Annotated in this window: 22 protein-coding genes, 2 tRNA genes and 1 pseudogene; 21 read left to right on the plus strand and 4 right to left on the minus strand. The window is 67.4% G+C overall.

The genetic code is table 11. The features are described 5' to 3' along the window. Positions 1–2: 2 nt before the first annotated feature. The 12 genes from ilvN (at position 3) to ABIB29_RS03580 (ending at position 14,383) form a co-directional block, all read left to right on the plus strand. Positions 3–515 carry an acetolactate synthase small subunit gene (ilvN, locus tag ABIB29_RS03525; RefSeq protein WP_069952167.1) on the plus strand — a complete coding sequence of 171 codons (513 nt, stop codon included), beginning with the start codon at positions 3–5 and terminating at the stop codon, positions 513–515. Positions 516–598: 83 nt separating this feature from the next. Further along, on the plus strand, positions 599–1,624 hold the full coding sequence (gene ilvC, locus ABIB29_RS03530) for a ketol-acid reductoisomerase (protein ID WP_354170069.1): 1,026 nt from the start codon (positions 599–601) through the stop codon (positions 1,622–1,624). 136 nt (positions 1,625–1,760) lie between these two features. After that, the gene (gene serA, locus ABIB29_RS03535) at positions 1,761–3,356 is read left to right on the plus strand and encodes a phosphoglycerate dehydrogenase (protein ID WP_354170071.1); all 1,596 of its coding nucleotides are present in this window, start codon (positions 1,761–1,763) and stop codon (positions 3,354–3,356) included. Positions 3,357–3,560: 204 nt separating this feature from the next. Further along, positions 3,561–6,350 (plus strand): ABC transporter permease, encoded by a 2,790-nt coding sequence (locus ABIB29_RS03540; protein WP_354170073.1) that lies wholly within the window; start codon positions 3,561–3,563, stop codon positions 6,348–6,350. After that, positions 6,347–7,114: an ABC transporter ATP-binding protein gene (locus ABIB29_RS03545; protein ID WP_502915538.1), complete on the plus strand. Its 768-nt coding sequence runs from the start codon at positions 6,347–6,349 to the stop codon at positions 7,112–7,114. Before ABIB29_RS03540 ends, ABIB29_RS03545 begins: the two co-directional genes overlap by 4 nt. Before the next feature lie 9 nt (positions 7,115–7,123). After that, a complete protein-coding gene (gene metG / locus ABIB29_RS03550; protein WP_354170075.1) occupies positions 7,124–8,683 on the plus strand; it encodes a methionine--tRNA ligase in 1,560 nt (519 codons plus the stop codon). Positions 8,684–9,127: 444 nt separating this feature from the next. Beyond that, entirely contained in the window at positions 9,128–9,769 is a 642-nt protein-coding gene (locus ABIB29_RS03555) for a hypothetical protein (protein WP_354170077.1), read from the plus strand. An 88-nt stretch (positions 9,770–9,857) separates the two neighbouring features. Beyond that, on the plus strand, positions 9,858–10,640 hold the full coding sequence (locus ABIB29_RS03560) for a class F sortase (RefSeq protein WP_354170079.1): 783 nt from the start codon (positions 9,858–9,860) through the stop codon (positions 10,638–10,640). Between the two features lie 84 nt (positions 10,641–10,724). Then, positions 10,725–11,777 carry a 3-isopropylmalate dehydrogenase gene (locus tag ABIB29_RS03565; RefSeq protein ID WP_354170081.1) on the plus strand — a complete coding sequence of 351 codons (1,053 nt, stop codon included), beginning with the start codon at positions 10,725–10,727 and terminating at the stop codon, positions 11,775–11,777. 126 nt (positions 11,778–11,903) lie between these two features. Further along, positions 11,904–13,016 carry a branched-chain amino acid aminotransferase gene (locus tag ABIB29_RS03570; protein WP_354170083.1) on the plus strand — a complete coding sequence of 371 codons (1,113 nt, stop codon included), beginning with the start codon at positions 11,904–11,906 and terminating at the stop codon, positions 13,014–13,016. Between the two features lie 151 nt (positions 13,017–13,167). Further along, positions 13,168–13,542 carry a DUF1304 family protein gene (locus ABIB29_RS03575; protein ID WP_354170085.1) on the plus strand — a complete coding sequence of 125 codons (375 nt, stop codon included), beginning with the start codon at positions 13,168–13,170 and terminating at the stop codon, positions 13,540–13,542. Positions 13,543–13,609: 67 nt separating this feature from the next. Further along, a complete protein-coding gene (locus ABIB29_RS03580) occupies positions 13,610–14,383 on the plus strand; it encodes an MBL fold metallo-hydrolase (RefSeq protein WP_354170307.1) in 774 nt (257 codons plus the stop codon). Between the two features lie 15 nt (positions 14,384–14,398). On the opposite strand, the gene ABIB29_RS03585 is transcribed toward ABIB29_RS03580, so the two are convergent. From ABIB29_RS03585 to ABIB29_RS03595, 3 genes and pseudogenes are all read right to left on the minus strand, one after another. Beyond that, positions 14,399–14,938: a cyclophilin-like fold protein gene (locus ABIB29_RS03585; RefSeq protein ID WP_354170087.1), complete on the minus strand. Its 540-nt coding sequence runs from the start codon at positions 14,936–14,938 to the stop codon at positions 14,399–14,401. A gap of 336 nt (positions 14,939–15,274) precedes the next feature. Beyond that, positions 15,275–16,546, minus strand: a complete 1,272-nt coding sequence (locus ABIB29_RS03590; RefSeq protein ID WP_354170089.1) for a multidrug effflux MFS transporter — start codon at positions 16,544–16,546, stop codon at positions 15,275–15,277. Positions 16,547–16,560: 14 nt separating this feature from the next. Further along, a pseudogene (locus ABIB29_RS03595) lies at positions 16,561–16,740 on the minus strand (IMP dehydrogenase); the annotation flags it as partial. Positions 16,741–16,879: 139 nt separating this feature from the next. Here ABIB29_RS03595 and ABIB29_RS03600 point away from each other — a divergent pair. From ABIB29_RS03600 to ABIB29_RS03640, 9 genes are all read left to right on the plus strand, one after another. After that, positions 16,880–17,764, plus strand: coding sequence for a helix-turn-helix transcriptional regulator (locus tag ABIB29_RS03600; RefSeq protein WP_354170091.1), 885 nt, complete (start codon positions 16,880–16,882; stop codon positions 17,762–17,764). Positions 17,765–17,795: 31 nt separating this feature from the next. Beyond that, positions 17,796–18,572 carry a fumarylacetoacetate hydrolase family protein gene (locus tag ABIB29_RS03605; RefSeq protein WP_354170092.1) on the plus strand — a complete coding sequence of 259 codons (777 nt, stop codon included), beginning with the start codon at positions 17,796–17,798 and terminating at the stop codon, positions 18,570–18,572. Positions 18,573–18,589: 17 nt separating this feature from the next. Next, the gene (locus ABIB29_RS03610) at positions 18,590–18,823 is read left to right on the plus strand and encodes a hypothetical protein (protein WP_354170094.1); all 234 of its coding nucleotides are present in this window, start codon (positions 18,590–18,592) and stop codon (positions 18,821–18,823) included. Positions 18,824–18,858: 35 nt separating this feature from the next. Beyond that, the gene (gltX, locus tag ABIB29_RS03615; protein WP_354170096.1) at positions 18,859–20,391 is read left to right on the plus strand and encodes a glutamate--tRNA ligase; all 1,533 of its coding nucleotides are present in this window, start codon (positions 18,859–18,861) and stop codon (positions 20,389–20,391) included. 2 nt (positions 20,392–20,393) lie between these two features. Beyond that, the gene (locus ABIB29_RS03620) at positions 20,394–21,140 is read left to right on the plus strand and encodes an HAD family hydrolase (RefSeq protein WP_354170097.1); all 747 of its coding nucleotides are present in this window, start codon (positions 20,394–20,396) and stop codon (positions 21,138–21,140) included. 309 nt (positions 21,141–21,449) lie between these two features. Further along, a tRNA-Gln gene (locus tag ABIB29_RS03625) sits at positions 21,450–21,521 on the plus strand. 130 nt (positions 21,522–21,651) lie between these two features. Beyond that, a tRNA-Glu gene (locus tag ABIB29_RS03630) sits at positions 21,652–21,727 on the plus strand. A gap of 96 nt (positions 21,728–21,823) precedes the next feature. Continuing rightward, positions 21,824–23,569 (plus strand): dynamin family protein, encoded by a 1,746-nt coding sequence (locus ABIB29_RS03635; protein WP_354170099.1) that lies wholly within the window; start codon positions 21,824–21,826, stop codon positions 23,567–23,569. Then, positions 23,566–25,182: a GTPase gene (locus ABIB29_RS03640; protein WP_354170100.1), complete on the plus strand. Its 1,617-nt coding sequence runs from the start codon at positions 23,566–23,568 to the stop codon at positions 25,180–25,182. Before ABIB29_RS03635 ends, ABIB29_RS03640 begins: the two co-directional genes overlap by 4 nt. An 18-nt stretch (positions 25,183–25,200) precedes the next feature. Here ABIB29_RS03640 and ABIB29_RS03645 read toward each other — a convergent pair whose 3' ends face one another. Continuing rightward, entirely contained in the window at positions 25,201–25,737 is a 537-nt protein-coding gene (locus tag ABIB29_RS03645; RefSeq protein ID WP_354170102.1) for a DUF1697 domain-containing protein, read from the minus strand. Positions 25,738–25,808 lie beyond the last annotated feature (71 nt).

Raw genomic sequence — 25,808 nt, forward strand, 5'->3', positions numbered from 1 at the left:
ACATGACCCGCCACACATTGTCCGTTCTGGTCGAAGACAAACCCGGTGTGCTGACCCGCGTCGCCAGCCTTTTCGCGCGCCGGGCCTTCAACATCAACTCCCTGGCAGTCGGGCCGACGGAAGTTCCGGGCATGTCCCGGATGACCGTCGTCGTCGACGCCGACGGTGAGCTGATCGAACAGATCACCAAGCAGCTGAACAAGCTGGTGAACGTGATCAAAATCGTTGAGCTCACCTCCGAATCTTCCGTACAGCGCGACCACATCCTGGTCAAGGTACGTGCGGATGCCGCAACACGGCTGCAGGTCACCCAGGCGGCAGACCTGTTCCGCGCATCAGTGGTCGACGTCTCCACAGAGTCCGTGGTCATTGAGGCAACGGGCCACCCCGAAAAGCTCACCGCGCTTCTCTCAGTGCTCGAGCCCTTCGGCATCCGCGAAATCGTGCAGTCCGGCACCCTGGCCGTCGGGCGGGGATCCCGCTCCATGAGCGACAGGGCCCTGCGCAGCGCGTAAGGCGCAGCCTCAGCACCACCAGCTTCAGACAGATTTTTACCGACAAGCACCACCTACGAATCCACTCAAAAGGAGACACCCCAGTGACTGAAATGTTTTACGACGACGACGCCGACCTGTCGATCATCCAGGGCCGCACCGTCGCCGTCATCGGTTACGGCTCCCAGGGCCACGCCCACGCCCTCAGCCTGCGCGATTCCGGTGTTGACGTCCGCGTCGGCCTCCAGGAGGGCTCCAAGTCCCGCGCCAAGGCCGAGGCCGAGGGCCTGCGCGTCCTGAACGTCGCGGACGCCGTCGCCGAAGCCGACCTGATCATGGTCCTCACCCCGGACCAGGTCCAGCGCCACGTCTACGCCGAGGACATCGCCCCGAACCTGCAGCCGGGCGACGCCCTGTTCTTCGGCCACGGCTTCAACATCCGCTACGGCTACATCAAGCCCCCGGCAGACGTCGACGTCGCCCTCGTTGCCCCCAAGGGCCCGGGCCACATCGTGCGCCGCGAGTTCGAAGCCGGCCGCGGCGTGCCGGACCTGATCGCCGTCGAGCAGAACCCGTCCGGCAAGGCCAAGGAACTGGCCCTGTCCTACGCCAAGGCCATCGGCGGCACCCGTGCGGGCGTCATCGAGACCACCTTCACCGAAGAGACCGAAACGGACCTGTTCGGCGAGCAGGCGGTCCTCTGCGGCGGCGCCTCCCAGCTGATCCAGTACGGCTTCGAGGTCCTCACCGAAGCCGGCTACAAGCCCGAGGTTGCCTACTTCGAGGTGCTGCACGAGCTCAAGCTCATCGTTGACCTCATGGTGGAGGGCGGCATCGCCAAGCAGCGCTGGAGCGTCTCCGACACCGCTGAATACGGCGACTACGTCTCCGGCCCGCGCGTGATCACCCCGGACGTGAAGGAAAACATGAAGGCTGTCCTGGCGGACATCCAGGACGGCACCTTCGCCAAGCGCTTCATTGACGACCAGGACGCCGGAGCCCCCGAGTTCAAGGCGCTGCGCAAGAAGGGTGAGGACCACCCGATCGAGGCCACCGGCCGCGAACTGCGCAAGCTGTTCTCCTGGATCAAGAACGAAGACGACTACACCGAAGGCTCAGTAGCCCGCTAGGCACTGACCGGCAGGGGAGCCGGACACCATTTCTGGGGTCCGGCTTTCCTGCTGTTGAGCACCACCCGCACCATCCGCGCCACCCCGTTGCACCAAAATCCCCACCTGATATACAAGAGAGCTAAAGAGGTCACCGGTGACAAGCACCAAACCTGTAGTACTCCTCGCTGAGGAACTTTCGCCCGCCACGATCGAGGCCCTTGGCCCGGACTTTGAAATCCGGCAGACCGACGGCGCCGACCGTTCCCAGCTGCTCTCTGCGATCGCCGACGTCGACGCGATCCTGGTCCGCTCCGCCACCCAGCTGGACGCCGAAGCCATCGCCGCCGCGAAGAACCTCAAGGTGATCGCCCGCGCCGGCGTCGGCCTCGACAACGTCGACATCAAGGCTGCCACGCAGGCCGGTGTCATGGTGGTGAACGCCCCCACCTCGAACATCGTCTCCGCCGCGGAACTCACGGTCGGCCACATCCTGAGCCTCGCCCGCCACATCCCGCAGGCCAGCGCCGCGCTCAAGGACGGCGAGTGGAAGCGCTCCAAGTACACCGGCATCGAACTCTTCGAGAAGAAGATCGGCATCATCGGCCTGGGCCGGATCGGCGCCCTCGTCGCCGCCCGCCTGAAGGGCTTCGACACCAAGATCCTCGCCTACGACCCCTACATCACCTCGGCCCGCGCCGCCCAGCTCGGTGTGCAGCTGGTGACCCTGGACGAGCTGCTCGCGCAGTCGGACTTCATCAGCATCCACATGCCCAAGACGCCGGAGACCGTCGGCATGCTCGGCGCCGAGTCCTTCAAGAAGATGAAGAGCACCGCGTACGTCGTCAACGTCGCCCGCGGCGGCCTCATCGACGAGGAGGCGCTGTACACGGCACTGGAGTCCGGCGAAATTGCCGGCGCCGGCGTCGACGTGTTCGTCAAGGAACCCAGTACCGACCTGCCGTTCTTCAAGCTCGACAACGTGGTGGTCACCCCGCACCTGGGCGCGTCCACGGACGAAGCGCAGGAAAAAGCCGGTGTCTCAGTGGCCAAGTCCGTCCGACTGGCCCTCGCCGGGGAACTGGTTCCCGACGCGGTCAACGTCGCCGGCGGCGTCATCGCCCCGGACGTCCGCCCGGGCATCCCGCTGATGGAGAAGCTGGGCCGCATCTTCACCGCCATGACGCACGCCTCGCTCACCCAGTTCGATGTCGAGGTCGCCGGGGAAATCTCCTCCCTCGACGTGAAGGTGCTCGAGCTCGCCGCACTCAAGGGCATCTTCGCCGACATCGTGACCGAGCAGGTCTCCTACGTCAACGCCCCCGTGATCGCCGAGCAGCGCGGCATCAACGTCCGCCTCATCACGACGCCGGACACCGAGTCCTACCGCAACGTCCTGACCCTGCGCGGCGCCCTCAGCGACGGCACGCAGATCTCCGTCGCAGGCACCCTGACGGGGCCCAAGCAGGTCCAGAAGCTTGTCGGGATCAACGGCTTCGAGGTGGAGATCCCGATCAGCGAACACCTCGTTGTGGTCGCCTACTCGGACCGCCCCGGCGTGATCGGCACCATCGGCCACATCCTGGGCATGAACAACATCAACATCGCCGGCATGCAGGTCGCACGGCAGGATGAGGGCGGCCAGGTGCTCGCCCTGCTCACCATCGACAGCTCTGTCCCGCAGCAGGTTCTGGACGCCATCAAGGCCGGAATCGGCGCCGACATGGTGCGCGAAGTCGACCTCGAGGACTGACGTCTTCCTTGCGGACACCTGCGGCGGATCAGACCGCTGCAGGTGTCCGCGAACACATGGCTGGTCTGCGTACAATGGCTACGTCCGAATTTCGGATCCGGCCGGCAGCCCGGCCTTTACTTTTGCACACCCGGCAGGGGACGCCTTCACTTCCGCATGGAATGAACTTAGGTGTGCGCACGCAATCCAGCTTTCAGGAGCCCAATGAACGCCGTCCAGAGGTTCATCAGAAGCCGAGTGCTTTTGCTGACCGCGTCCATTTTGATCGCGGCCATGTGCCTGTCGGTCCTCGTGCAGGGACAGTCGCAGGCCGCGTTGAACCGGACGGTCGACCAGAATTCCCGCGGGCTCTACGACATTCTTGTCCAGGCCAAGGCCGACGACAACGGCGGGCTCATGCAACCGGACATCGCCACCGGCCAGGGCGGGATCAGCTTCGACCAGCTGGACGCCCTCCGCAAGCTCGCCGGCACCTCCGTGGCGGCCCCCATCAGCCTCGTCTCCCGCGTCACCCAGAACCTTGAGTCCCCCCGCCTGGATGCCACCGACTACCTCGGCTTCAACGCCGGGCTCGCCGGCACCGCGGGGGACCCCAGCGCCACTGATCCGAGCAAATGGCCGGCCGCGGAATCGGTCCTCTCCGACACGCCGAAGAACTACCGGCTCACCGCCAGCGCCGTCAGCTCCGACGGCCAGTCCGATCACACGCTGTTCAACACCATGGCCGAAGGATCCCTCGGCAAGGCCGAGCTCATAGAAGAGCAGGTCGCCGGCGGCAAAAACGTCCGCATCGCCGGCCCGGAGGGGGAGACCGGCATCAAGTTCCCGGCACCGGCCGGCGGCTCGGAGCACAATCTCTTCAACCTCTCCGTCTCCCTGCCGCTCGCTCCGCAGGTGACGGAATCCGTCGTCGCCGTCGACCCCGTTTCCGAGCGTGCCCTGCTGGGCAGCGCCGGCGACTTCCTCGCCCCGCTGGAGAAGGCGCCGCCCGCCGACGCCCGGAACGCCGGCGCGATAGGCCGGCACTTCGAAAGCCTCTTCACCACCGGCATCGGCATGGACGAACTGAAGGAAGGCCCCGATTTCCTCGGCGTCAAGCTCAAGTACTGGGCCCCGCTGATGAGCCAGTACCAGCAGGCCAAGCGCGACGGCCAGTTGACGGAGAACTCGCAGGCGATCCCGCTGATCGTCCGCTCCGGCACGTCCCTTGATCTCAAGTACTCGGTCAAGATCGAGGAAATTGACGCTTCCGGCAACGTCGTCAAGGACGTCGGGACCGTGACCCGCTCGCTGGATAAGGACTACCTGCCGTTCGTCTCCAAGTCCCCGTTCGCCCTTGCCTGGCCCGGGTCCAAGGACCTGACGCAACTGCTTGGTGACACCGGAAGCTTCAGCCAGGGCCTCTACAACCCCGCGACCTGGAGCACCGACTTCGCCGCCGCCCCGAAGTACCAGGATGGCGCGACCGCCGGCAACGGCGCCGTGGACAAGAGCGCCACGCCCGGCGAATGGGTCACCGTGAACCGGCTCCCGGAGAAATCGGCCAGCGGCGCCCCCGTGGACCAGACGCAGCGCAAGCCCGTGGACGAGCGCGCCTACCGCGAAGACCTCGAGACCGGCAAGAAGCTCGCCACGCCGCTCGCCATGGTCTACGGAACGTTCGACGCCGAGCAGGTCAAGGAGGTGGCCGGCGACGTCAACCGCCTGCCCCTGGGCGGATATGATCCCACGCCGTTCACGCTCACCAAGGACGCCTCCGGCAAGGACGTCGCAGACACCGAGCTCAAGCCCTCGCTGAGCGCCACGGGGCTGGCCAGCCAGTCCGCCGGAGCCATCACCGACTACTACGGCCTCGCCGCCGCCCGCGGCTACGAGGACAACGCCTCGGTGATCGACGCCGTCCGGGTCCGGGCCAAGGTGCCCGGCAGCTGGAAAGAGGCGCAGCCCGAGGTGGAGAAGCTCGCCAACGGGATCCGGGACATGGGCCTGCAGGCCACGGTTGTGGCCGGCTCGGCCCGCGAGGACGCCAGCATCTTTGTCCCCGGGTACTCCAAGGACGACGCCGGCAAGGAATCCCCGCTCGGCACCGTGCAGCAATCGTGGGTCCGCCAGGACGCCGCGGACGCCGTCTCCGGTTCCCTCACCAGCACCAACTTGACCCTGCTCTTCCTGACGCTTTGCGGTGCCGCACTGCTCACCGGCGCCTCCACTGTCAGCTACGTCCGCAAGCGCCGCAGCGAGGCCGGAACCCTGCGCGCCATGGGCTGGACCCAGCGCCGGATCCGGTCCTGGGTGCTTGCCGAGTTTGGTGTTGGCGCGGCGCTGCTGGCCACCGCCGGAATCGTCCTCAGCTTGCTCAGCTGGAACCCGGCCACGGCGATCGTCTCGGCCGCCGTGCTGGCGCTCTACGCGGGGGCGGCCTTCTTCGCCGCCCAGCAGCTCCGCCACCGCGACGTGGTGGACCAGGAACCGCAGCACGATGAACGGCTCATCGCCGTGGACTCCCCGCTGACCTTCGCCAACCGGCAGCTGAGCACCAACAAGTTCAACACCATTTCCCTGGCTGTCGCCGTCGGCGTCTTCGCCGCCGCGGTCGGCGGAATGGCAGCCCTGCTGATCGACATTCCCCGGGCCGCGGGAGCGAGCGCGCTCAGCGGACTGGCTGCCACGTCCATCGCGCTGCCGAGCATCATTCTCGGTCTGTCCGGCGTGGCCGTCGGACTGCTGCTGACCATGGTCACCGGCCGTTTCGAACTCCAGGCCAAGCGGCAGTACCTGGGCACGCTGCAGGCCATGGGCTGGAACCCGGACATGCTGGGCCAGGTCCGGTTCTTCGAAAATGCCATGGTGGGGACCGTCGCGCTGCCGCTGGGCGTGCTGGGCGCCCTGGGCGTGAGTCTCCTCCTGGCCCCCTATGCCGCGCTCTGGGCCGCCATCGCCGGGTTCGTGGCTGTACTTTGCTGGATTCCAATTGCAACGAAAGTGGTCCGATGAACAACGACCTGAACCTTGACCGTGAGGCTCACGAGCGGATGACGGAGAGCACCCGCCGCGGTGCCCACCAGACGCGCGCCAACACGATCGTGAAGGCCACGGACCACGCCACCCCGCTGGAGCTCAGCAACATCACCATCCACTACGGCGGCGGCAAGGGCGGCGCCGAAGCCGTCAACGTGGTGGACGATTTCAACCTGACGCTGCACGCCGGGGAGATGCACTGCGTCGCCGGCCGCAGCGGCTCGGGCAAGACCAGCATCCTGACGGTCGGTGCGGGACTGACCCTGCCGACGTCGGGCCGGGTGTTCTGGGAGGGCGATTCGCTCGAGACCATGGGCGACGACGAAATCGCCGACCGCCGCCGGGCCCTGATCGGCTACGTCGACCAGGGCGGTGCCCTGATCGACGGCATGAGCGCGCTCGAGAACGTGCTGCTGCCCGCCGTGCCCGACGGCGAGGTGGACCAGCGCCGCGATATGGCCAAAGACCTCCTTGACCTCGTCGGCCTGGGCCGGCGCATGCGCCACCGCCCGGCCCAGCTCTCCGGCGGTGAACGCCAGCGCGTGGCGATCGCCCGGGCCCTGATCCTCGGCACCCGCGTGCTGGTCGTCGACGAGCCGACTGCCAGCCTCGACCGTGCCTCGGCCAACCGGATCATCAGCATCCTCAAGGACACCACCTCCGACGGCATCGCCGTCCTGGTGGCTTCACATGACCACGAACTTGTCCGCCAGAGCGATACCCTCACCGAACTGATTTAGGTTAAAGCTGTGACAACTTCTGAAAAGACCCCGTTCTACATCACCACGGCCATCAGTTACCCCAATGGCGTGCCGCACATCGGCCACGCCTACGAGGTCATCGCCACCGACGCGATGGCGCGCTTCAAGCGCCTGGACGGCTACGACGTTTTCTTTATGACGGGCACGGATGAGCACGGCCTCAAAATGCAGCAGACGGCGGAAAAGGAAGGCATCCCGGTCAAGGAGCTTGCCGACCGCAACTCCGCCGCCTTCCGCCAGATGAGCGACGACCTCGGCATCTCCCTGAGCCGTTTCATCCGCACCACGGACCCGGACCACTACGAGGCGGCCAAGGCGCTCTGGCAGCGGATGGAAGCCAACGGGGACATCTACCTCTCCAAGTACGCCGGCTGGTATTCGGTCCGCGACGAGCGGTACTTCGTTGAGGACGAAACCGAGGTGCAGGCCGACGGGCTGCGCTACGCGTCCGAAACCGGCACCGAGGTGACCTGGACCGAAGAGGAGAGCTACTTCTTCAGGCTCTCCTCCTACCAGGACAGGCTGCTGGCCCTCTACGCGGACCACCCGTCCTTCGGCGCCCCGCACAACCGCTTCAACGAGGTCGTCAGCTTCGTCAAGGGCGGCCTCGAGGACCTGTCCATCAGCCGCACGTCCTTCGACTGGGGCGTCCCCGTGCCGGGGAACCCGGACCACGTTATGTACGTCTGGGTGGATGCACTGACCAATTACCTGACCGGCGTCGGCTTCCCCGACACCGAGTCGGAGTCCTTCCGGAAGTACTGGCCGGCGGACGTCCACGTGATCGGCAAGGACATTTCCCGGTTCCACGCCGTTTACTGGCCGGCCTTCCTGATGTCGGCCGGGCTGGAACTGCCCAAGCGCGTCATGATCCACGGGTTCCTGCACAACCAGGGCGTGAAGATGTCCAAATCCCTCGGCAATGTGGTGGCTCCGGCGGACTGGGTCGCCCAGTACGGCCTGGACCAGGTGCGGTTCTTCCTGCTCCGCGAGGTGCCCTTCGGCGCGGACGGCTCCTACAGCCACGATGCCGTGGTGGGCAGGATGAACGCGGATCTCGCCAACAACTTCGGCAACCTGGCCCAGCGGTCCCTGTCCATGGTCGCGAAGAACTGCGCCGGCGCCGTCCCCGTCCCCGCGGGGTTCACCGCCGAGGACGCCGCGCTGCTGGGCCAGGCGAACGGGCTGCTGGGCATTTCCCGCGCCGCGTTCGAAAAGCAGGAGTTCAGCCGCGCCCTGGAAGCGATCTGGAATGTCCTGGGCGACACGAATGCGTATTTCGCCGAGCAGGCGCCCTGGGTGCTGCGGAAAACCGACGTCGAACGCATGAACACCGTCCTGTATGTCACCCTCGAGGTGCTGCGGATCGTGGCCATCCTCGCCCAGCCGGTCATGCCGGCGCCGACGGCGGCCATCCTGGACACGCTGGGCCAGCCGGAAGGGGAGGCGCGCGAGTTCGCCGCCCTCGGCACCCCGATCGCAGCCGGAACGGCGCTGCCCGCCCCCGCGCCCGTCTTCCCGAAGTACGAGGAGCCTGCGGAGGCCTGACCGCCGCTGCCCAACGCTCCCTCAGATCCGGCGGCTCTCCGCTCAACGCTCCCTCACCTTGGCCAAAGGGTGGGGGAGCGTTCGCGTTCCACTCGCGGGGGTCGGGAGCCTTTTCCAAGTAGTTAAGCCCGGTTCACGTCCGATCGGGCGGCCCGGCCGCGGCAGCAAGCTACCGGCAGGTAGTTAATGACCCCCGCACTGAGTACCCCGGGCAGAAATTGCGTATTAGTCCATCGATTAGACGGGTACCCCCTACTCACGACCCGCCGGGGGCGTCCGGCCTAGCCTGAAAAGGCAAGCGAACTGACGACACTGCTGGGGAGTAACTGTCACCATTCAATTCGCTGTTGGAGGTCTCAAATAGTGATTGTTCCTGGGTCTCAAAGACGGTTACTCCGCGCGGTCAAGCCAGTTTTACCTCTGACTGGACGGAGCGACGGACACATGAAAAAAGCAATTGCCACATTGGGGGTTGTGGGGCTGGGGATCATGTCTGCCGCGGCCACTGCCAACGCGGCTCCCGTGGAGGAGAAGAAGATTACGATCTGCCATGCGACAGGCGCGGCAGGGAATCCGTTTGTTATGGAGACGATCAACCTCAACGCGCTGCGGGCGCACGCGGATGACACGCTCGACATCGTGCCGGCCAACGACGGGGACATTTACCCCAATGGCCAAAACCTGACTCCCGCTAATCTCGCGCTGCTGGCCAACAATTGCCTCGCCGTCGCCGTCGTCGTTCCTCCGGTTGATCCTCCGGTGGACCCGCCCGTTGATCCTCCGGTGGACCCGCCGGTCGAGGAAACCCCGGACCCGGTCCAGGAAACCCCGGGAGCGGACGCAGCGCCCGGCTCGGCCACCCCACCGGCACCCGCCGCCCTGGCCCCGAAAGCGGCTGTCCCGGCTGCTAAATCCGCAGCTGCCGCCCCGAAGACGAACGTCGGCTACAACGTCCAGACTGCCGTGGGACGTACCCCGGACACCGGCGTTCCCATCTGGCTGATGGCGCTGACCGGCGTGTTCACCGCCGTGGCGGCCACGGTGCTTTGGCAGGGCGGACGGCGCGCCAGGAACAGCGAGGGCTAAGAAGGAGCAGTACCGGGCGGGCGCTGCGGACGCAGCGCCCGCCCGCATGTTCCGTTTCCCGAGCGCAGGCACGTCAACAGGAGCCCCCATGAGCAGTCACCGCCAGGTCCGCCGACGCCGGGCACCCGGTGTCCGGGGATTGGCGCTCAGCCCCAGGGACAGGTTCCTGCTGGCCGCCTGTGTGCTGGGCCTCCTCGCCGCCTGGCTGTTCTTCGCAGCGACCGGGCCCGGGCACTCGCCGGCGGCTTCCGGCCTGGAGCCGGCGGAGGCGACGTCCCTGACCGGAACCTCCGCGCCGCCGTCGGCCAGGTCTGCTTCCGCTGTCCCGACCGAAAGCATTGCGGCGCTGCTTCCGGCCGGGGACTCCGCCGCCCCGCCCGCAGTTCCGGAGCCCGCCGTTCCGGAGCCCGCAGGGCAGGGTCCCGCGGCTTCCGTCCCGCACCGCATCACCTACCCGGAGGCGGGCATGGACGTGGTGGTTCACCCCCTGGAGCCGGGGAGCGGCGCCGCTGAAAGCCGGAGCATCGTGCCGCCGGAGACAATGGACGGATACTGGCTCACTCCCTTCGGAACACCAGGGGTCGGCTCCGACAACACCACCTACGTCATCGGCCACAGCTGGGAAGGACTGGACGCACCGTTCAACCGTTTGAGCTCGGACGCCGCACCGGGGGACGAATTCACCGTGGCCACAGGGACGGGAGTACTCCGCTACGCCGTGGAGTCAGTCACCACGTACACAAAGTCCACCCTCAAGGACAGCCCCGTCTGGGACGCCGTCCCGAACCGCGTGGTGCTAATCAGCTGCTACACGGAGGATCCTTGGGGGAAGAACGTCGTGGTGGTTGCCACACCAGCCCGGGGGCCGTGACGCCGGGCCGTAACGGGGAGATTCGGCTGTTCGAATAATGAGACAACTTGACCAGCATGTGGATCTCTTGGCTACGCTGAAAACATGAGCGCATCCACGATTGATCTGGCCGTCATTCCCGGCGACGGCATTGGCCCCGAGGTCACCGCCGAGGCCGTGAAGGTCCTTGAGAAGGCCGCAGCCGCCGAGGGCATTGTGCTGGAGCAGACCTACTACAAGCTCGGTGCGCAGCACTGGCTCGAAACGGGGGAGACCCTGCCGGAGGAAACCCTCGCCGATCTCCGTACCCGCGACGCCATCCTCTTCGGTGCGGTCGGGGCAGCCCCGGGCGACACCCGGATCCCCTCCGGCATCATCGAGCGTGAACTGCTGCTCAAGCTGCGCTTCAGCCTGGACCACTTCGTTAACCTGCGCCCGTCCCGCCTCTACCCGGGTGTCGGCAGCCCGCTCGCGAACCCCGGTGACATCGACTTCATCGTGGTCCGCGAAGGCACCGAGGGCCCCTACGTGGGCAACGGCGGCACACTGCGCGCCGGGACCCCGCACGAGGTCGCCACCGAGGTCTCGCTCAACACTGCCCACGGTGTGGAACGCGTGGTCCGGGATGCTTTCCGCCGCGCCAACGACCGCCCGCGCAAGAAACTCACCCTGGTGCACAAGCACAACGTCCTGGTCTTCGCCGGCCACCTCTGGAAGCGCACCGTGGAGGCTGTGGCCAAGGAGTTCCCCGAGGTCACCCACGACTACCTGCACATCGATGCCGCCACGATCTTTATGGTCACCGATCCGGCGCGCTTCGACGTGATCGTCACGGACAACCTCTTCGGCGACATCATCACCGACCTTGCCGCCGCGATCACCGGAGGCATCGGCCTCGCCGCATCCGGAAACATCAACATGGAACGCACCGCGCCGTCCATGTTCGAACCGGTCCACGGCTCAGCGCCTGACATCGCCGGCCAGCAGAAGGCGGATCCGACGGCGGCCATCCTCTCCGCCGCGCTCCTCCTGGACCACCTCGGCTACGGCGGCGCCGCCCGTAAGATCGAAGCGGCCGTGGTTGCCGACGTCGCGGGCCGCGGCACCGCGGTCCGCAGCACCAGCGCGATCGGCGACGCCATCGCCGCCGCCCTGTAGGCGCCTCTCGAACTCGGCGCCGGCGGCTCCGCCAACGGGCGTAAGCTTGTTTCGAATCACCAATATGCTGCCGTGGTCCAAGGCTGAACCACGTTCACACGCCAGGCAGCCGACCGTGGAGGAACCATGACTCAGACTGCCCATGGCGTCGAATTCACCCAGCATCTTTCGGCAACCCCGAAGTCCGCTGAAGAACGTGCTGCCATCCTGGCGAACCCGGGTTTCGGCAACTATTTCACCGACCACACTGCCGTCGTCGACTACAGCGTCGACGCCGAGGGCGCGGGGGGCTGGCACGATGCCCGGGTTGAGGCCTACGGTCCCATCTCCCTGGACCCCTCCGCCGCGGTGCTCCACTATGGTCAGGAAATCTTCGAAGGGCTCAAGGCCTACCGCCACGCCGACGGCTCCATCTGGACGTTCCGCCCCGAGGCCAACGCCGCCCGCCTGAACAAGTCCGCCCGCCGCCTGGCGCTCCCTGAACTCCCGGAGGAGTACTTCCTGGGCGCCATCCGCGAACTCGTCGCGGCCGACAAGGAATGGGTCCCCTCCGGCGACGGCGAGGCGCTGTACCTGCGGCCGTTTATGATCGCCACCGAAGCGTTCCTCGGTGTCCGCGCCGCCCGCGAAGTGTCTTTCCGCGTCATCGCGTCCCCGGCCGGAAATTACTTCGGCGGCGAGCTCAAGCCGGTCTCCATCTGGATTTCCCGCGAGTACGCCCGCGCCGGCCGCGGCGGTACCGGCGCGGCGAAGTGCGGCGGCAACTACGCCGCCTCGCTGATCGCGCAGCAGGAAGCCGAGGCGCACGGCTGCAAGCAGGTGCTCTTCCTCGACCAGTTCAATGACAATGCCGTGGAAGAGCTTGGCGGTATGAACGTGTTCTTCGTGATGAAGGACGGATCCCTGGTCACCCCGGCGCTGAGCGGAACCATCCTGGAGGGCATCACCAGGATGTCCGTCATCCAGGTTGCCAAGGACATGGGCCGCGAGGTCACCGAACGCAAGATCACCCTGGCTGAGTGGCGCGACGGCGTGGCCTCCGGCGAGATCGCCGAGGTCTTCGCCTGCGGCACCGCCGCCGTGATCACCCCGATCGGCGTGCTCAAGGACGACACCGAATTCATCGGCTCCGAGGACGCGAAAGCGGGGGAGACCACCATGGCCATCCGCGAGCAGCTCCTGGGCATCCAGACCGGAACCATCGAGGACACCCACGGCTGGCTGACCCGCCTGGCCTAGGCGGCAGCGACTCAGTCAGAGTCAGCGTTCGACGGCGGCTCCCACCTTCCGGTGCGGGCCGCCGTCGTCGTTTAGCGCCGCATAAAGTGGCCAGGTGCGACCGGCGGGAAGCCCCTAGCCGCTCCCCGGATCAGGGGGCACAATACTGCGTATGACTGGACTTATTCAGGTTCTGGGTGTCATTTTCGGGGTGGTGCTGATCCTCGTGGGAATCCTTGAGTCGTTCTTCTTCCGGGACCAGCGCTTTCACCGGCTGTTCCTGATCAAACCGGAGGACACGGACGCCGTTCGGATGTGGACGTTCAACCTGGGGTTCTACAACATGATCTGGGGAGTGGGCGCGATCGCTGGCGCCGTTATGCTGACCGGGGCGGAGCCGGCTGCCGGGCGGGTGCTGCTGCTCTTCACGAGTCTGGGCCACGTGCTGCTGGGCATCATCCTGGTGCTGTCGGAGCGGCGGCTGTGGGCCAGCGCCATCGCCGAGGCCCTCCTGCCGGCGGTCATTGCGGTGCTGCTGCTCGTGTGACGGCCGCTCGTGCGGGTGCCCCTTTCGGTGGGAAGATGGAACTGTGATCCCTGACGACCCCCGCGCCATGGTGCGCAGCACAGAGCTGACCCGCTTCAGGCTGGCCCCCAACCCGGGGCCGATGAGCCTGCACGGGACAAACTCCTACGTGATTGCGGCCCCCGGAGCGGCCGGCACCGTCGTGGTGGATCCCGGCCCGCTGGATGAGCCGCACCTGCAGGAACTGGCCCAGGCCGGCGCCGTCGAGCTCATCCTGATTACGCACCGGCATGCGGACCATACCGCAGCCGCCGCCAGGTTCGCCGAGCTGACCGGAGCGCCGGTGCGCGCCAAGGACCCGGCGCACTGCCACGGGGGAAGCCCCCTCGCGGACGGCGAAGTGATCCACGCCGCCGGGGCCGAGATCCGGGTTCTGGCGACGCCGGGCCACACCTCCGACTCGGTCTGCTTCCACCTGCCGCAGGACGGCGCCGGGGGCTCTGTCCTCACCGGCGACACGATCCTGGGCCTCGGTACCACGGTCCTGGACTATCCGGACGGCACCCTGGGTGACTACCTGGCCTCGCTGGACCGGCTGGAACGCCTGGGCCCCGCGACCGTCCTCCCGGCCCACGGACCGATGCTGCCTGCGCTGGACACGATCGTCCGCGCCTACCGGGACCACCGCGCGGACCGCCTCGGGCAAATCCGCTCCGCCCTCGAGAGCCTGGGCGCCGGGGCCGGGGTGGCCGAAGTGGCCGACGCCGTGTACGCCGCCGTTGACCCCGCCGTGCGGCCCGCGGCTGAACTCTCGGTGGCCGCCCAGCTGCACTACCTGCGCCTGGGCAGCGGCACGTCCTGAACGGGTGCCAGTTCGTCAGTGTACGAGCTGCAGCCTGGCAGTGAAGCCGGTACCGTGATCGCGGACTGCCGCGAGGTGGTCGAACGTGCCGAGCCGGATGATGCCGTCGAAATACCCGACGTGCCCGTAATAGAGGACGAGCGACTGCCGGGGAGCGTAGTAACCGATGGTGAGCGGGTCGGCGTCGCTGCCGGCGGGCAGGCCTTCGAGCGAGAGCGGCGCCGGCAGGTCGGCGATCTTCTCTTGGCCGCCGTAATCGGTGAAGGCCAGCGTCAGGGGCAGCTGATCGATCAGTGCCGTGGCGGCTGCGTTGCCTGACAAGGTTCCGCCCACTGTTTCACCATCGATCTCAATGGTGATGCGGGTGCCATCCGTGGCCGGTGAGGTTGTCATAGTGTCAATGCTTTCCGTGGGGGTGACCGGGGACGGGGCGGGCTGGGAGGTTCCAGGAGCGTCCCGGGCGATGCTGCAGGCAGTGACCGTGGCGGCCAGGACAGCGGCCTGGACAGCGGCCAGGGGACGGCGGCCAGGGACGGGACGGTTGATGGCGTCCATCAGCGCGCCCTACTTCTGTGCGGGGTATTCGGTGTCAGTGAGTTTGGCACCCCAGACCGTTTCCGGTTCGTCGCTGCCGGCCGGAGCCTCCCAGAGGGTGAGGTGGCACATGAAGTTGTCTTCGGTGGCGCCGTGCCAGTGCCACTCGCCGGCGGGAGTGTAGACGGTATCGCCGGGGTGCAGCGCACAAGGTTCAGCCGGGCCCGGGAGGGTTGCTGGCCGGAATAGTAGGCGTTGAAGTATACGTCACCGGTAAACCACTCCTCAGGTCCCCTGACGGTGGGGGTCTTCGGCTGCTTTCGCGTACTCATGGTGTTCTCCTTCAGGTTTGATTCTTCATGGGGTGGAGGCTCCTTCGATCCGTGCGGTTCGTGCAGGCACCCCGGGCCGGGAGGTGTCCGGACGGGCCAGAACGAGGAGTCCGAACATTGACAGCAGCGCCCCGGCGATCATCAGCGCCGCCATGGGGACCGCAGTGTTGGAGCCGCCCAGGCCCGCGATGGGTGCGACGATCCCGGCGGTGGTCCACTGCACGAGGCCGAGGACCGCCGAGCTGGTGCCCGGGTGCTCGGGTACCTCCGCCGAGGCGAGGGCGCCGCCGTTGGTGTTGACCAGGCCCTGGGCGACCATAAGGGCGAAGAAGCTTCCCAGGGCAACCAGCAGGGGAGTGGCCCACCACAAGGCGCCGGCGAGCATGGCCACGCCCGCCGCCAGGGCGATGATCTGGCCGGTGAGGATCACCCGGCGGGTGGGAACGCGCCCGGCCATGCGGGCCGAGAGAAGGGCAGCGACGGTCATGCCGCCTGCGTTGGCGGCGAAAACGATGGAGTACGCCACCGGTGAGAGCCCGTTCATGTTTTGCAGGATGAACGCGGACGTGGCGACGTACGCGAACAGGGCGATGAATGCCGAGGACGCCACGACGACGTAGCCCACGAATCGGCGGTTCGAGAGCACGGTGTGCGCGGCGTGCCCGAATTCACGCAGCCCGCCCTCGTGCCGTTTCTCCGGCGGCAGGGACTCCGGAACGACGAACAGGGCGCACAGGGTCATCAGGACGCCGAGGGCCGCGAGCACCCAGAAGGTCATCCGCCAGCCGGTCAACTGCAGGATGACTGCCCCGAGCAGGGGGCTGATAATCGGGGCGACGCCGCCGATCCCCATGACGAGGTTAAGCACGCGGACGAGCTGCGGCCCACGGGCGCGGTCAACGATCACGGCCCGGCCGATCACCATCGCCCAGCCGCCACCGAAACCCTGCAGGAACCGGGCGATCATCAAGACACCGACGCTCGGGGCCAGGGCGCAACCGATCGAGGCGACCGTCATCAGAATCGTGCCTGCGACCAGGGGCATCCGCCGGCCGCGCTGGTCGCTGAAAGGGCCGCCGACAAGCTGTCCGAGTCCCATGCCGGCAAAGAACGTCGTCAGGGTCAGCTGCACCGCCGACGCCGTCGTACCGAATTCCTCCGCCACGCGCGGGAACGCCGGAACGTACATGTCGGTGGCCAGCGGCGCGACAGCTGTCAGGAAGATGACCGTGGCGACGAGCGACGCCGGGACAACCCCTGACGACGGCGCCCGCGTTGCGGTCGCGGACGTACTCACGGGCGCTGGAGCACTTCGTGCCCCATGGGGACCGGTCCGTTGAAGCTGTCGGCGCCGCGGTAGGGCCACAGGTCCGACCCGCACACGCATGCGGCGACCAGTTTGATGATCGCGTCGGTGGGCTGCTGGATGGTGGGGTTGTCACGCTCTTCGACGCGGACGTCTCCCGGGGCGTGCATGATTGTTGCGCGCAAAGCCGGTGCTCGCTTTCGTTTGCTGTTGCGAAGTTCACTTTCCATGAAACCCGCATCCGGCGTCCGTAGCGAGGGCTTTGCTGAAACGGGTTATGCCAGAGCCTCCCACCGGTTAACGGTTACGCCGTAACGTTGCCGTATGGACAACCGAGCCGAAGTACGAGAGTTTCTGGCTTCCCGCCGCGGGCGCATCACCCCTGAGCAGGCAGGCCTCGAACCTATTGGCGGGCGGCGCCGCGTGCCGGGCTTGCGGCGGGAAGAGGCCGCCCGCCTTGCCGGCGTCAGCGTGGACTACTACACGCGCCTGGAACGGGGAAACCTCACCGGTGTCTCCGACAGCGTCCTCGACTCCATTGCCCGTGCACTTGAACTGGACCGCGCCGAACAGGACCACCTATACGACCTCGCGCGCGCGGCCAATACCGCAAGCCGGAAACGCGTACCCGGCGCCGCGGCCGCGGGGATCCGTCCCGTCATGCAACACCTCCTCGACGCCATCACTGGAGCGCCCGCATTCATCGGGAACAACCGGATGGACATCGTCGCAGCCAACGCCCTCGGTTACGCGCTCTACTCCGACATGTACCGCGGCACGGCCCGGCCGGCGAACCACTCGCGCTTCATCTTCCTCGACCCGCGCTCCCACGACCTCTACCCGGACTGGGACCGCGCAGCCAATGTCAACGTGGCCATCCTGCGCCGCGACGCCGGGCGCAACCCGCACGATAAGGGGATCGCCGCACTCGTCGGCGAACTCTCCATGCGCAGCGAAGAATTCCGCACACGCTGGGCAGCGCACAACGTCCGCCGCCACTATTCAGGCACCAAGTCGTTCCAGCACCCTGTCGTTGGGCTCCTTGAGCTGACCTATCAGGCCATGGAACTTGAGGATGACCCCGGGCACACCCTGACCGTGTATCCCGCTGTTCCCGGCAGCCCCTCGGATGAAGCCCTCCGGCTCCTCGCGTCATGGGCCGCAACCGAAAAAATTATCGAAACCGCCCAAACCCAAGCGCGGAGCTAGTCGGGAGGGTGGAGACGGTACGCTTGGAACCATGCGTATTGCCCGGTTTGTAGTCGATTCTGATCCCCTCTACGGCATTGTTGAAGGTGAGCCCGGCAGTGAGGAAATCACTGTCATCAACGGCGACCCCTTCTTCCACGGCGTGGAACGAACCGCCGTGCGGCACAAACTGGAGGATGTGCGCCTGCTGTCCCCGATCATCCCGCGCAGCAAGGTCATCGGCGTCGGCCGCAACTTCGTCGAACACGCCCGGGAACTCGGCAATGAGGTCCCGGCGCAGCCGCTGCTCTTCCTCAAGCCCAACACCTCCGTGATCGGGCCCAACGATCCGATCGTCCTGCCGGAGTTCTCCGAGGAAGTGTCCTTCGAAGCCGAATTGTGCGTGGTGATCGGCCGGATCTGCAAGGACGTCCCCGAGGAGCGCGTCGACGACGTCATCTTCGGCTACACCTGCGGCAATGACCTCACCGCCCGCGACGTCCAGAAGACGGACCTGCAGTGGGCCCGGGCCAAGGGCTTTGACACCTCCGCGCCCCTGGGGCCGTGGATCGAGACCGAACTGAACACCGAGGACCTGCAGATCCAGGGCCGCCTCAACGGCGAGCTGCGCCAGGACGGAAGCACCAGCCAGATGATCCGGGGCGTCCGCGAACTCGTCTCCATCGTCTCGCAGGCCTTCACCCTGCTGCCCGGCGACGTCATCATGACCGGCACCCCGGCCGGCGTTGGCCTTGTCCAGGCCGGTGACCGCTTCGAGGTCGAGATCGAGGGCATCGGCCGCCTCTCCAACCCGGTAGTCCGCCGCTAGGCCCGGAGAAGCACTTGATGATCATTCGCGGGTTGATTCGCGCCCTGCAGGGTTCCCGGAGCCGCCGTTCCTTCCTGCTCTTTGCCCTCGGCTCGATCGGCACGTTCTCGATGGCGGCACGTGCCGTCAACTGGCTGGACGGGCCGCTCTGGCTGGCGCTGGCGTTCGTCGCGGCGGGCCTGGTGTTGGCAGGCTTCTATCTGTGGAAAGCGCTGTCCCGCCCGCAACCGGCGCGCGGCCGCAAGCGGTAAAGCCTCTGGCGGCAGGCGGTAAAGTTGGAGTCACTATGACTACTCCTTCTGCGCCCGACGCCGTCTCCAGCTCCGCCCCCAGTGTGATTCGCGAAGTCACAGCCGACACCCCGGTCCGTGTCCGGTTCTGCCCGTCGCCCACCGGCACCCCCCACGTCGGCCTGATCCGCACTGCCCTGTTCAACTGGGCCCACGCCCGCCACACGAAGGGCACCTTCGTGTTCCGCATCGAGGACACGGACGTGGCAAGGGACTCGGAGGAGAGTTACCAGCAGCTTCTCGAGGCCCTCAAATGGCTCGGCATCACCTGGGAGGAAGGCGTGGAGGTCGGCGGGCCGCACGAGCCGTACCGCCAGTCGCAGCGCCTGGACCTGTACAAGGACGTCGTCGCCAAGCTGATCGAGGCCGGCTACGCCTACGAGTGCTACTCCTCACCGGAGGAAGTGGAGGCGCGCCACCGCGCGGCCGGCCGCGACCCCAAGCTGGGCTATGACAACTTCGACCGCGAGCTTTCCGGGGAACAGCTGGCCGCGTTCAAGGCCGAGGGCCGCCAGCCCGTGCTCCGCGTGCGGATGCCCGATGAGGACGTTACTTTCACCGACATGGTCCGCGGCGAGATCACCTTCAAGGCCGGCAGCATCCCGGACTACGTGATCGTCCGCGCCGACGGATCCCCGCTGTACACCCTGGTCAACCCCGTCGACGACGCGCTGATGGGCATCACCCACGTGCTCCGCGGTGAGGACCTGCTTTCCTCCACGCCCCGCCAGGTGGTGCTGATCCGCGCGCTGATGGACATCGGCGTCGCCAGCTACCTGCCGGTCTTCGGCCACCTGCCGTACGTCATGGGCGAGGGCAACAAGAAGCTCTCCAAGCGGGACCCGCAGTCCAATCTGTTCCTGCTCCGGGACCGCGGCTTCATCCCGGAGGGCCTGCTCAATTACCTCTCGCTGCTCGGCTGGAGCCTCTCCGCTGATGAGGACATCTTTACTGTGGACCAGCTGATCGAGCACTTCGACGTCAACGACGTACTCGCCAACCCTGCCCGCTTTGACATCAAGAAGGCCGAGGCCATCAACGGCACGCACATCCGGATGCTCGACGCCGAGGACTTCCGCGGCCGTCTGGTTCCGTACCTGCGCACGGCCGGGTTTGTCGGCGACACCCTGACCGCGCGCCAGGAGGAGATCCTCGCCGAGGCCGCCCCGCTGATCCAGGAGCGCATCTCGCTGCTGGGCGAGGCCCCCGAAATGCTCGCCTTCCTGTTCAAAAAGGACGATGCGATCGACGTCGCGGACGACGCCCGCAAGGGGCTTCCGGAGAATCTCACGGAGGTGCTCGACGCCGCCCTGGCCGCCCTGGAGCCCCTTGCCGGCTGGAATGCCGAGAGCATTCAGGCCGCGCTCAAGGAGGCCCTCGTCGAGGGCCTCGGCGTCAAGCCGCGGCTGGCATTCGGCCCGGTCCGCACGGCCATCTCCGGCCGCCGGATCTCCCCGCCGCTGTTTGAGTCCATGGTGATCCTGGGCAAGGACTCGTCCCTGGCCCGGCTGCGCGCCTTCCGCGGCTGATGATGGGCTCGCCCTCAGCGCAGAACAACGCCGGGACCGGCGCCCTGGCCGCCAGCCTGGGCGCCATCCGCGGCGTGCTGTTTGATATTGACGACACCCTCGTGGACCTCGAATTCTCCATGACGTCGGCACTGCGTGACGTCAGCGAACATCTCCTGCCCGGCCTGGACGAGGCCGGGTGGGAGAAGTTCGGGCGGATCTTCACCCGCGAGACCACCCATTTCTATGACCGATACCTGGCCGGTGAACTGACGTTCAACGAACAGCGCCTGCTCCGCGGCCGGGCCGCCCTGGGGCACTTCGGCGTGGAGCTGGAGGAAGGCGAGGTGGCCCACCACTGGGTCAGTTCGTATGCCAGCCGGCAGCACGGGTACATCCGCGCCTTCGACGACGTCACCCCGATGCTGGACGCGCTGGATGCCGCCGGCATCCCGTACGGTGCCGTGAGCAACAACGTCCACGACTACCAGCGGGTCAAGCTGGACGCCGCCGGACTGGAACGGATCAGAGTGCTGGTGGGCACAGACACTGTCGGTGCGGCCAAGCCGGATCCGGCCATCTACCTGGAGGGCGTCCGCCGCCTCGGCACCGGCGCCGGCGAAACGCTGTACGTGGGGGACAACCGCCTCCTCGACGCTGACGGCTCGACGGCGGCCGGCCTCCTGGGCGTGTGGCTGAACCGCGGCGGGGAACCGGCCGAGGGTTTTGCCGGCCGCGAGATCGGTTCCCTGCTGGAGCTGCTGGCCTGACTGCAGGGCGCACCCCATGGCTGTGATGCAGATAACGCCGGCAATCGGCACGCAAAACTGTTGGCGCGGCCATGGCGGCGGGCCGCCGGCGCACCCCTGGCGGGGTGCGGTCCTGGCCGCGGCGGCGGATTCGCAGGGATTTTCTGCCCCCCGCAACGGTGGCCGCCGGCGCACCCCTGGCGGGGTGCACTGATCCGGGGGCTGGACGGCTCGATTTGTGCAGACGAAAACTCTCGGGTAAAGTAATTACTCGTGCTGAGGCGCCGGGAGCGCGGGTTTAGACCCACGGATCCGGCCCGAAAGTTCCATTGGGATATGGTGTAATTGGCAACACTACGGTTTCTGGTACCGTCATTCTAGGTTCGAGTCCTGGTATCCCAGCTCTGAAAAATCCGCGTATTTACGCGGCTGATCAGGGGTTTTAGACCGGTTCGCCGATTTGAAACACTTGCTGAGTGTATGAAATAATCGCTTAGCGTGAATGGCAGAAATGCTGTTCTGGAGAGTACGCGGCCCCATCGTATAGCGGCCTAGTACGCTGCCCTCTCACGGCGGTAACGCGGGTTCGAATCCCGCTGGGGTCACCAATGAAACGGTCCCGGGCATCAGCCCGGGGCCGTTTTTTCGTTGTCCGCACCCCGCGGCGCTGAACCGGCACGGCCCGGAACTGGCATGATGTTGCGGTGAGCTCCGACGAAACCACCGGCCAGGCCGTTGAACTGCTGGAAGCCGTCCACCGGGACCTGGCTGCTACCGCACTGCCCCTGGCGCTGCCCGGCTTGGACGAGGCCCGGCGGGACATCCGCAACGCCCTTGCCCAGCTCGAGGATTACATCCTGCCGCGCTACCGGAGCCTGGACGCGCCCCTGCTGGCCGTCGTGGGCGGGTCCACCGGCGCCGGGAAGTCGACCCTCGTGAATGGACTCGTCGGGCACGCTGTCACCCGGGCTGGTGCTATCCGGCCCACCACGCGCCAGCCCATCCTGCTGCACCATCCCGCCGACGGGCGCTGGTTCGAGGACCAGCGGGTCCTGCCGAGCCTGAGCCGGATCCGCGGCACGGTGACCCGAGAGCCACTGCCCGCCAGCCAGGCCGGTCCCACGCCTGACCCTGCCGCGATCACGTCCCTGGTACTGGTCGCCGATCCAGCGGTGCCGCAGGGAATCGCGCTGCTGGACGCTCCCGACGTCGACTCGATTTCCGCCGATAACCGCAAGCTCGCCGGGCAGTTGCTGGCTGCCGCCGACTTGTGGGTGTTCGTCACCACCGCCAACCGCTATGCCGACGCCGTTCCGTGGCGCCTGCTGCTGGACGCGGCCTCCCGGGACATCATGGTGGCCGTGGTCCTGGACCGGGTGCCCGCCGCCGCCGAAGCCGAGGTCAGCGCCGATCTGCAGTCGATGCTCCGCAGGGAGGGCCTGGGTGAAGCCCGTCTTTTCGTCGTCCCCGAGGCGGCACTGGATGGGTTCGGGATGCTTCCTCCCGCCGCCGTGGAGCCGTTGCGGTTCTGGCTGCAGGAACTCGCCGCGGACGCCGCCGGTCGCGCGGACATCGCCCGCCGGACGCTCAACGGGACTGTCAAGGCCCTGGGGAGCCGCGTCGAGGTAGTGGCGAAGGCCGCCGGAGACCAGGAACACGCCGCCGGCGTCCTCGCCGGGGATACCCGGGACGCCTACCGGGACGCCGTGGCCAGGATCCTGGAGGCCACCCGGGACGGCGCCCTGCTGCGCGGCGAGGTCCTGGCCCGCTGGCAGGACTTCGTAGGCACCGGCGAGTTCTTCCGGGCCATGGAGCAGAACATTGGCCGCTTCCGCGACCGGGTCGGTGCCTTCTTCCGGGGTGAGCCGGCACCGGCGGTGCGGGTGGAGACGGCGATCGAAACCGGCCTGCAGGCCGTCATTATCGATGAGGCTGCCAACGCGGCCGAAGATACAGACGGTCGCTGGCGCTCCGATCCAGCCGGCCGCCAACTGCTGGGCAGCGACGACCTCTCCGGAACCTCCGACGGCTTCGCCGAGAAGACTGCTGCCGAGATCCGGGCCTGGCAGGGGAGCCTTATGGAGCTGATCCGGACCGAGGGCCAGGGCAAGCGCACCCAGGCCCGCTGGCTGTCCTTTGGCATCAACGGCCTCGGCGCCGCCCTGATGATCGTGGTGTTCTCCATGACAGCCGGACTCACCGGGCTGGAGGTCGGCGTCGCCGGGGGTACCGCCGTCGCCGGGCAGCGGCTGCTGGAAGCGGTGTTCGGCGAGGACGCAGTGCGCCGGCTCGCCAGGACGGCCCGCGAGGATCTCCATGCCCGCTGCCAGAAGCTGCTCGAGGCTGAACAGCAGCGATTCCTGGCCCGGCTCGAGATTTCGGGCGGGGTCACCCCGGCGGTGCTCTCCGGCCATGCCGCGGCGCTGCACCGGCTGGCGGCCACCGCGTGAGCCGCCATGGTGCCGCCGCCGAGGCCACCCGGCTGGACCGCCGGCTTGAGGCCCTGAACGAGGCCCGGGAACTGGCCGAAGGGGCGCTCCCGGACGACGTCCTGGACGGCGTTCTCCAGGTGCTGGACCGGGCCAGTTCCCGGCGCTCCCTCTCGGCTGACCACACCGTCGTCGGATTCTTCGGGGCCACCGGCAGCGGAAAGTCGTCCCTCTTCAACGCTGTCAGCGGCGAAGAGATTGCGACGGCGGCCGCCCGGCGGCCCACGACCTCTGAGCCGCTCGCCGGCATCTGGGGCGCTGAGGGCAGCGAGCAGCTGCTGGACTGGCTGGAGGTCCGCACCCGGCACCACGCCGCCCCTGTACCCGGTTTTGCCGACGACGGCACGGGCCTGATCCTCCTGGATCTTCCCGACTTCGACTCCACCCGTGCCGCCAACCGGGAGATCGTGGAGCGGATGGTGGGACTCGTCGACGTCCTGGTGTGGGTGCTCGATCCGCAGAAGTATGCCGACGCCGCCGTGCACAACGATTTCCTCACCCCGTTGGCCTCCCATGGCGCCGTCACCCTGGTGGTGCTTAACCAGATCGACCGGCTCCCGGACCGGGACATTCCCCCGGTGCTGGAGTCGCTGAAAGGCATCCTGGCGCGGGACGGGCTGGGCAAGGTGCAGGTCATCGGCGCCTCCGCCCTCGCGGGTACCGGCGTGGACAAGGTCCGGGCCGCCATCCGCCAGGTGGCCACGCAGCGGCAGGCCCAATCGCAGCGCCTCGGAGCCGACGTCACGCAGGCCTCCGCCCGGCTGGCCGGGGCTTCCGGAGCCGGCGCGGCAGCCGGGGTCAAAGCGGCCTCTAAAGCCCGGCTGGCCGAGGAACTGGCGAGTGCGGCCAACGTCCCGCTGGTGGTGGAAGCCGTCGTCCGGTCATTCCAGCTGGAGTCGACCCGCCGCACCGGGTGGCCCGTCACGCGCTGGCTGGTCCGCTTCCGGCCTGACCCGCTGAGGCGGCTCAACCTGCGCCGGGAGGGATCCCGGCCCGACCTGAACCGCACCTCGCTGCCGCCTGCCGGTGCCCCGGAGCGGGCCCGCACGGATGCCGCTGTCCGGGAATTTGCCGATGCAGCATCCGACGGCGCCCCCGGGCCCTGGCGGGCCGTGATCCGCGGCGCTGCCCGTGAGGGCCGCGAGCAGCTGCCGGATGCGCTGGACCAGGCCATCGCGTCCACAGATCTGAGGGCCGCGGGCAAGGCCTGGTGGTGGACGCCGTTCAACGTTGTGCAGTGGCTGGCACTGCTGGCAGCCCTCTGCGGTTTCGCCTGGCTCGGGGTGCTGGCCGCGCTGGGCTATTTGCAGCTTCCCGTGCCGGAGGTCCCGCTGGTGGAAGGCTGGCCCGTGCCGACCGTTCTGATCGCCGGCGGCACGCTGCTGGGGATTGTCCTGGCCATCCTGGCGAAGTTCATCGCGGGAGCGGCCGCCCGGGCACGGGGCGCGGCGGCCCGGAAGCGGCTCAAGGCGTCTGTCGCGGCGGTGGCAGAGGATTTTGTGGTGGAGCCCGTGGAGCTCGAGGTCAGTCGGCTGACGTCCTTCAACAAGGCCCTGCAGGCTGCGGCGCGCTGACCTGGTTCCAGCCGTGCCCTACAGCAGTACCGCGGCGTCGCGGACCTTGATCATGGTGCGCAGGTTGCGGGTGGTGGTGGAGGCCTTGTACTTCGGCTTCGCGGACAGCTTGCTGAACGGACTGTCCAGCGTGCCGCCCGCGGGCGCCAGCCACGCCAGGGCCTCGGGCCCCAGCGCGGTCACCTGCGCACCGTCCAAGGCGCGGCCGGCCTCGTACAGCTCGGCAAGCACCTCGGCGTCCGAGCCGAGCGTGAGGTAGGTGTGCATGGAGGTGTCGTCGGCAGGGTAGGGGCACGCCGCCACCAGTTCACCCACCCGCTCCGCTGCCAGAACCACCACCCAGGCGTCATAGCCGAAGGCCTCCCGGAGGCACGCCTCGAATTCCTTCTTGACGCCGGAAGGGGAGAGTTCGCTGGAGAGCACCACATTTCCACTGGCCAGGAGCGTCTTCACGCCCGCAAACGGGCGGGGCGCCAGGGCGGCCTTCAGTTCGGCCATCTTGATGGTGATGCCGCCGACGTTGACCCCGCGCAGGAACACCGCATAACTGCTCATGCGGACAGCCTATGCCTCGTCCATGAGATCCACTCTTTCAACCAGCTTTTTGAAATGTGGGTCGACTCCGA

This window comes from Arthrobacter sp. UYEF36, assembly GCF_040547025.1.
GTDB lineage: Bacteria > Actinomycetota > Actinomycetes > Actinomycetales > Micrococcaceae > Arthrobacter.

Excerpts from the sequence above, each read along its gene's own strand:
- ABIB29_RS03585 (WP_354170087.1), bottom strand. The coding sequence starts at position 14,938 with ATGGACGCCATCAACCGTCCCGTCCCTGGCCGCCGTCCCCTGGCCGCT.
- ABIB29_RS03555 (WP_354170077.1), top strand. The coding sequence starts at position 9,128 with ATGAAAAAAGCAATTGCCACATTGGGGGTTGTGGGGCTGGGGATCATG.
- ABIB29_RS03605 (WP_354170092.1), top strand. The coding sequence starts at position 17,796 with ATGCGTATTGCCCGGTTTGTAGTCGATTCTGATCCCCTCTACGGCATT.
- gltX (WP_354170096.1), top strand. The coding sequence starts at position 18,859 with ATGACTACTCCTTCTGCGCCCGACGCCGTCTCCAGCTCCGCCCCCAGT.
- ABIB29_RS03565 (WP_354170081.1), top strand. The coding sequence starts at position 10,725 with ATGAGCGCATCCACGATTGATCTGGCCGTCATTCCCGGCGACGGCATT.
- ABIB29_RS03645 (WP_354170102.1), bottom strand. The coding sequence starts at position 25,737 with ATGAGCAGTTATGCGGTGTTCCTGCGCGGGGTCAACGTCGGCGGCATC.
- ABIB29_RS03575 (WP_354170085.1), top strand. The coding sequence starts at position 13,168 with ATGACTGGACTTATTCAGGTTCTGGGTGTCATTTTCGGGGTGGTGCTG.
- ABIB29_RS03570 (WP_354170083.1), top strand. The coding sequence starts at position 11,904 with ATGACTCAGACTGCCCATGGCGTCGAATTCACCCAGCATCTTTCGGCA.
- ABIB29_RS03560 (WP_354170079.1), top strand. The coding sequence starts at position 9,858 with ATGAGCAGTCACCGCCAGGTCCGCCGACGCCGGGCACCCGGTGTCCGG.
- ABIB29_RS03600 (WP_354170091.1), top strand. The coding sequence starts at position 16,880 with ATGGACAACCGAGCCGAAGTACGAGAGTTTCTGGCTTCCCGCCGCGGG.
- ABIB29_RS03580 (WP_354170307.1), top strand. The coding sequence starts at position 13,610 with ATGGTGCGCAGCACAGAGCTGACCCGCTTCAGGCTGGCCCCCAACCCG.
- ABIB29_RS03540 (WP_354170073.1), top strand. The coding sequence starts at position 3,561 with ATGAACGCCGTCCAGAGGTTCATCAGAAGCCGAGTGCTTTTGCTGACC.
- ABIB29_RS03545 (WP_502915538.1), top strand. The coding sequence starts at position 6,347 with ATGAACAACGACCTGAACCTTGACCGTGAGGCTCACGAGCGGATGACG.
- ABIB29_RS03620 (WP_354170097.1), top strand. The coding sequence starts at position 20,394 with ATGGGCTCGCCCTCAGCGCAGAACAACGCCGGGACCGGCGCCCTGGCC.
- ABIB29_RS03610 (WP_354170094.1), top strand. The coding sequence starts at position 18,590 with ATGATCATTCGCGGGTTGATTCGCGCCCTGCAGGGTTCCCGGAGCCGC.
- ilvN (WP_069952167.1), top strand. The coding sequence starts at position 3 with ATGACCCGCCACACATTGTCCGTTCTGGTCGAAGACAAACCCGGTGTG.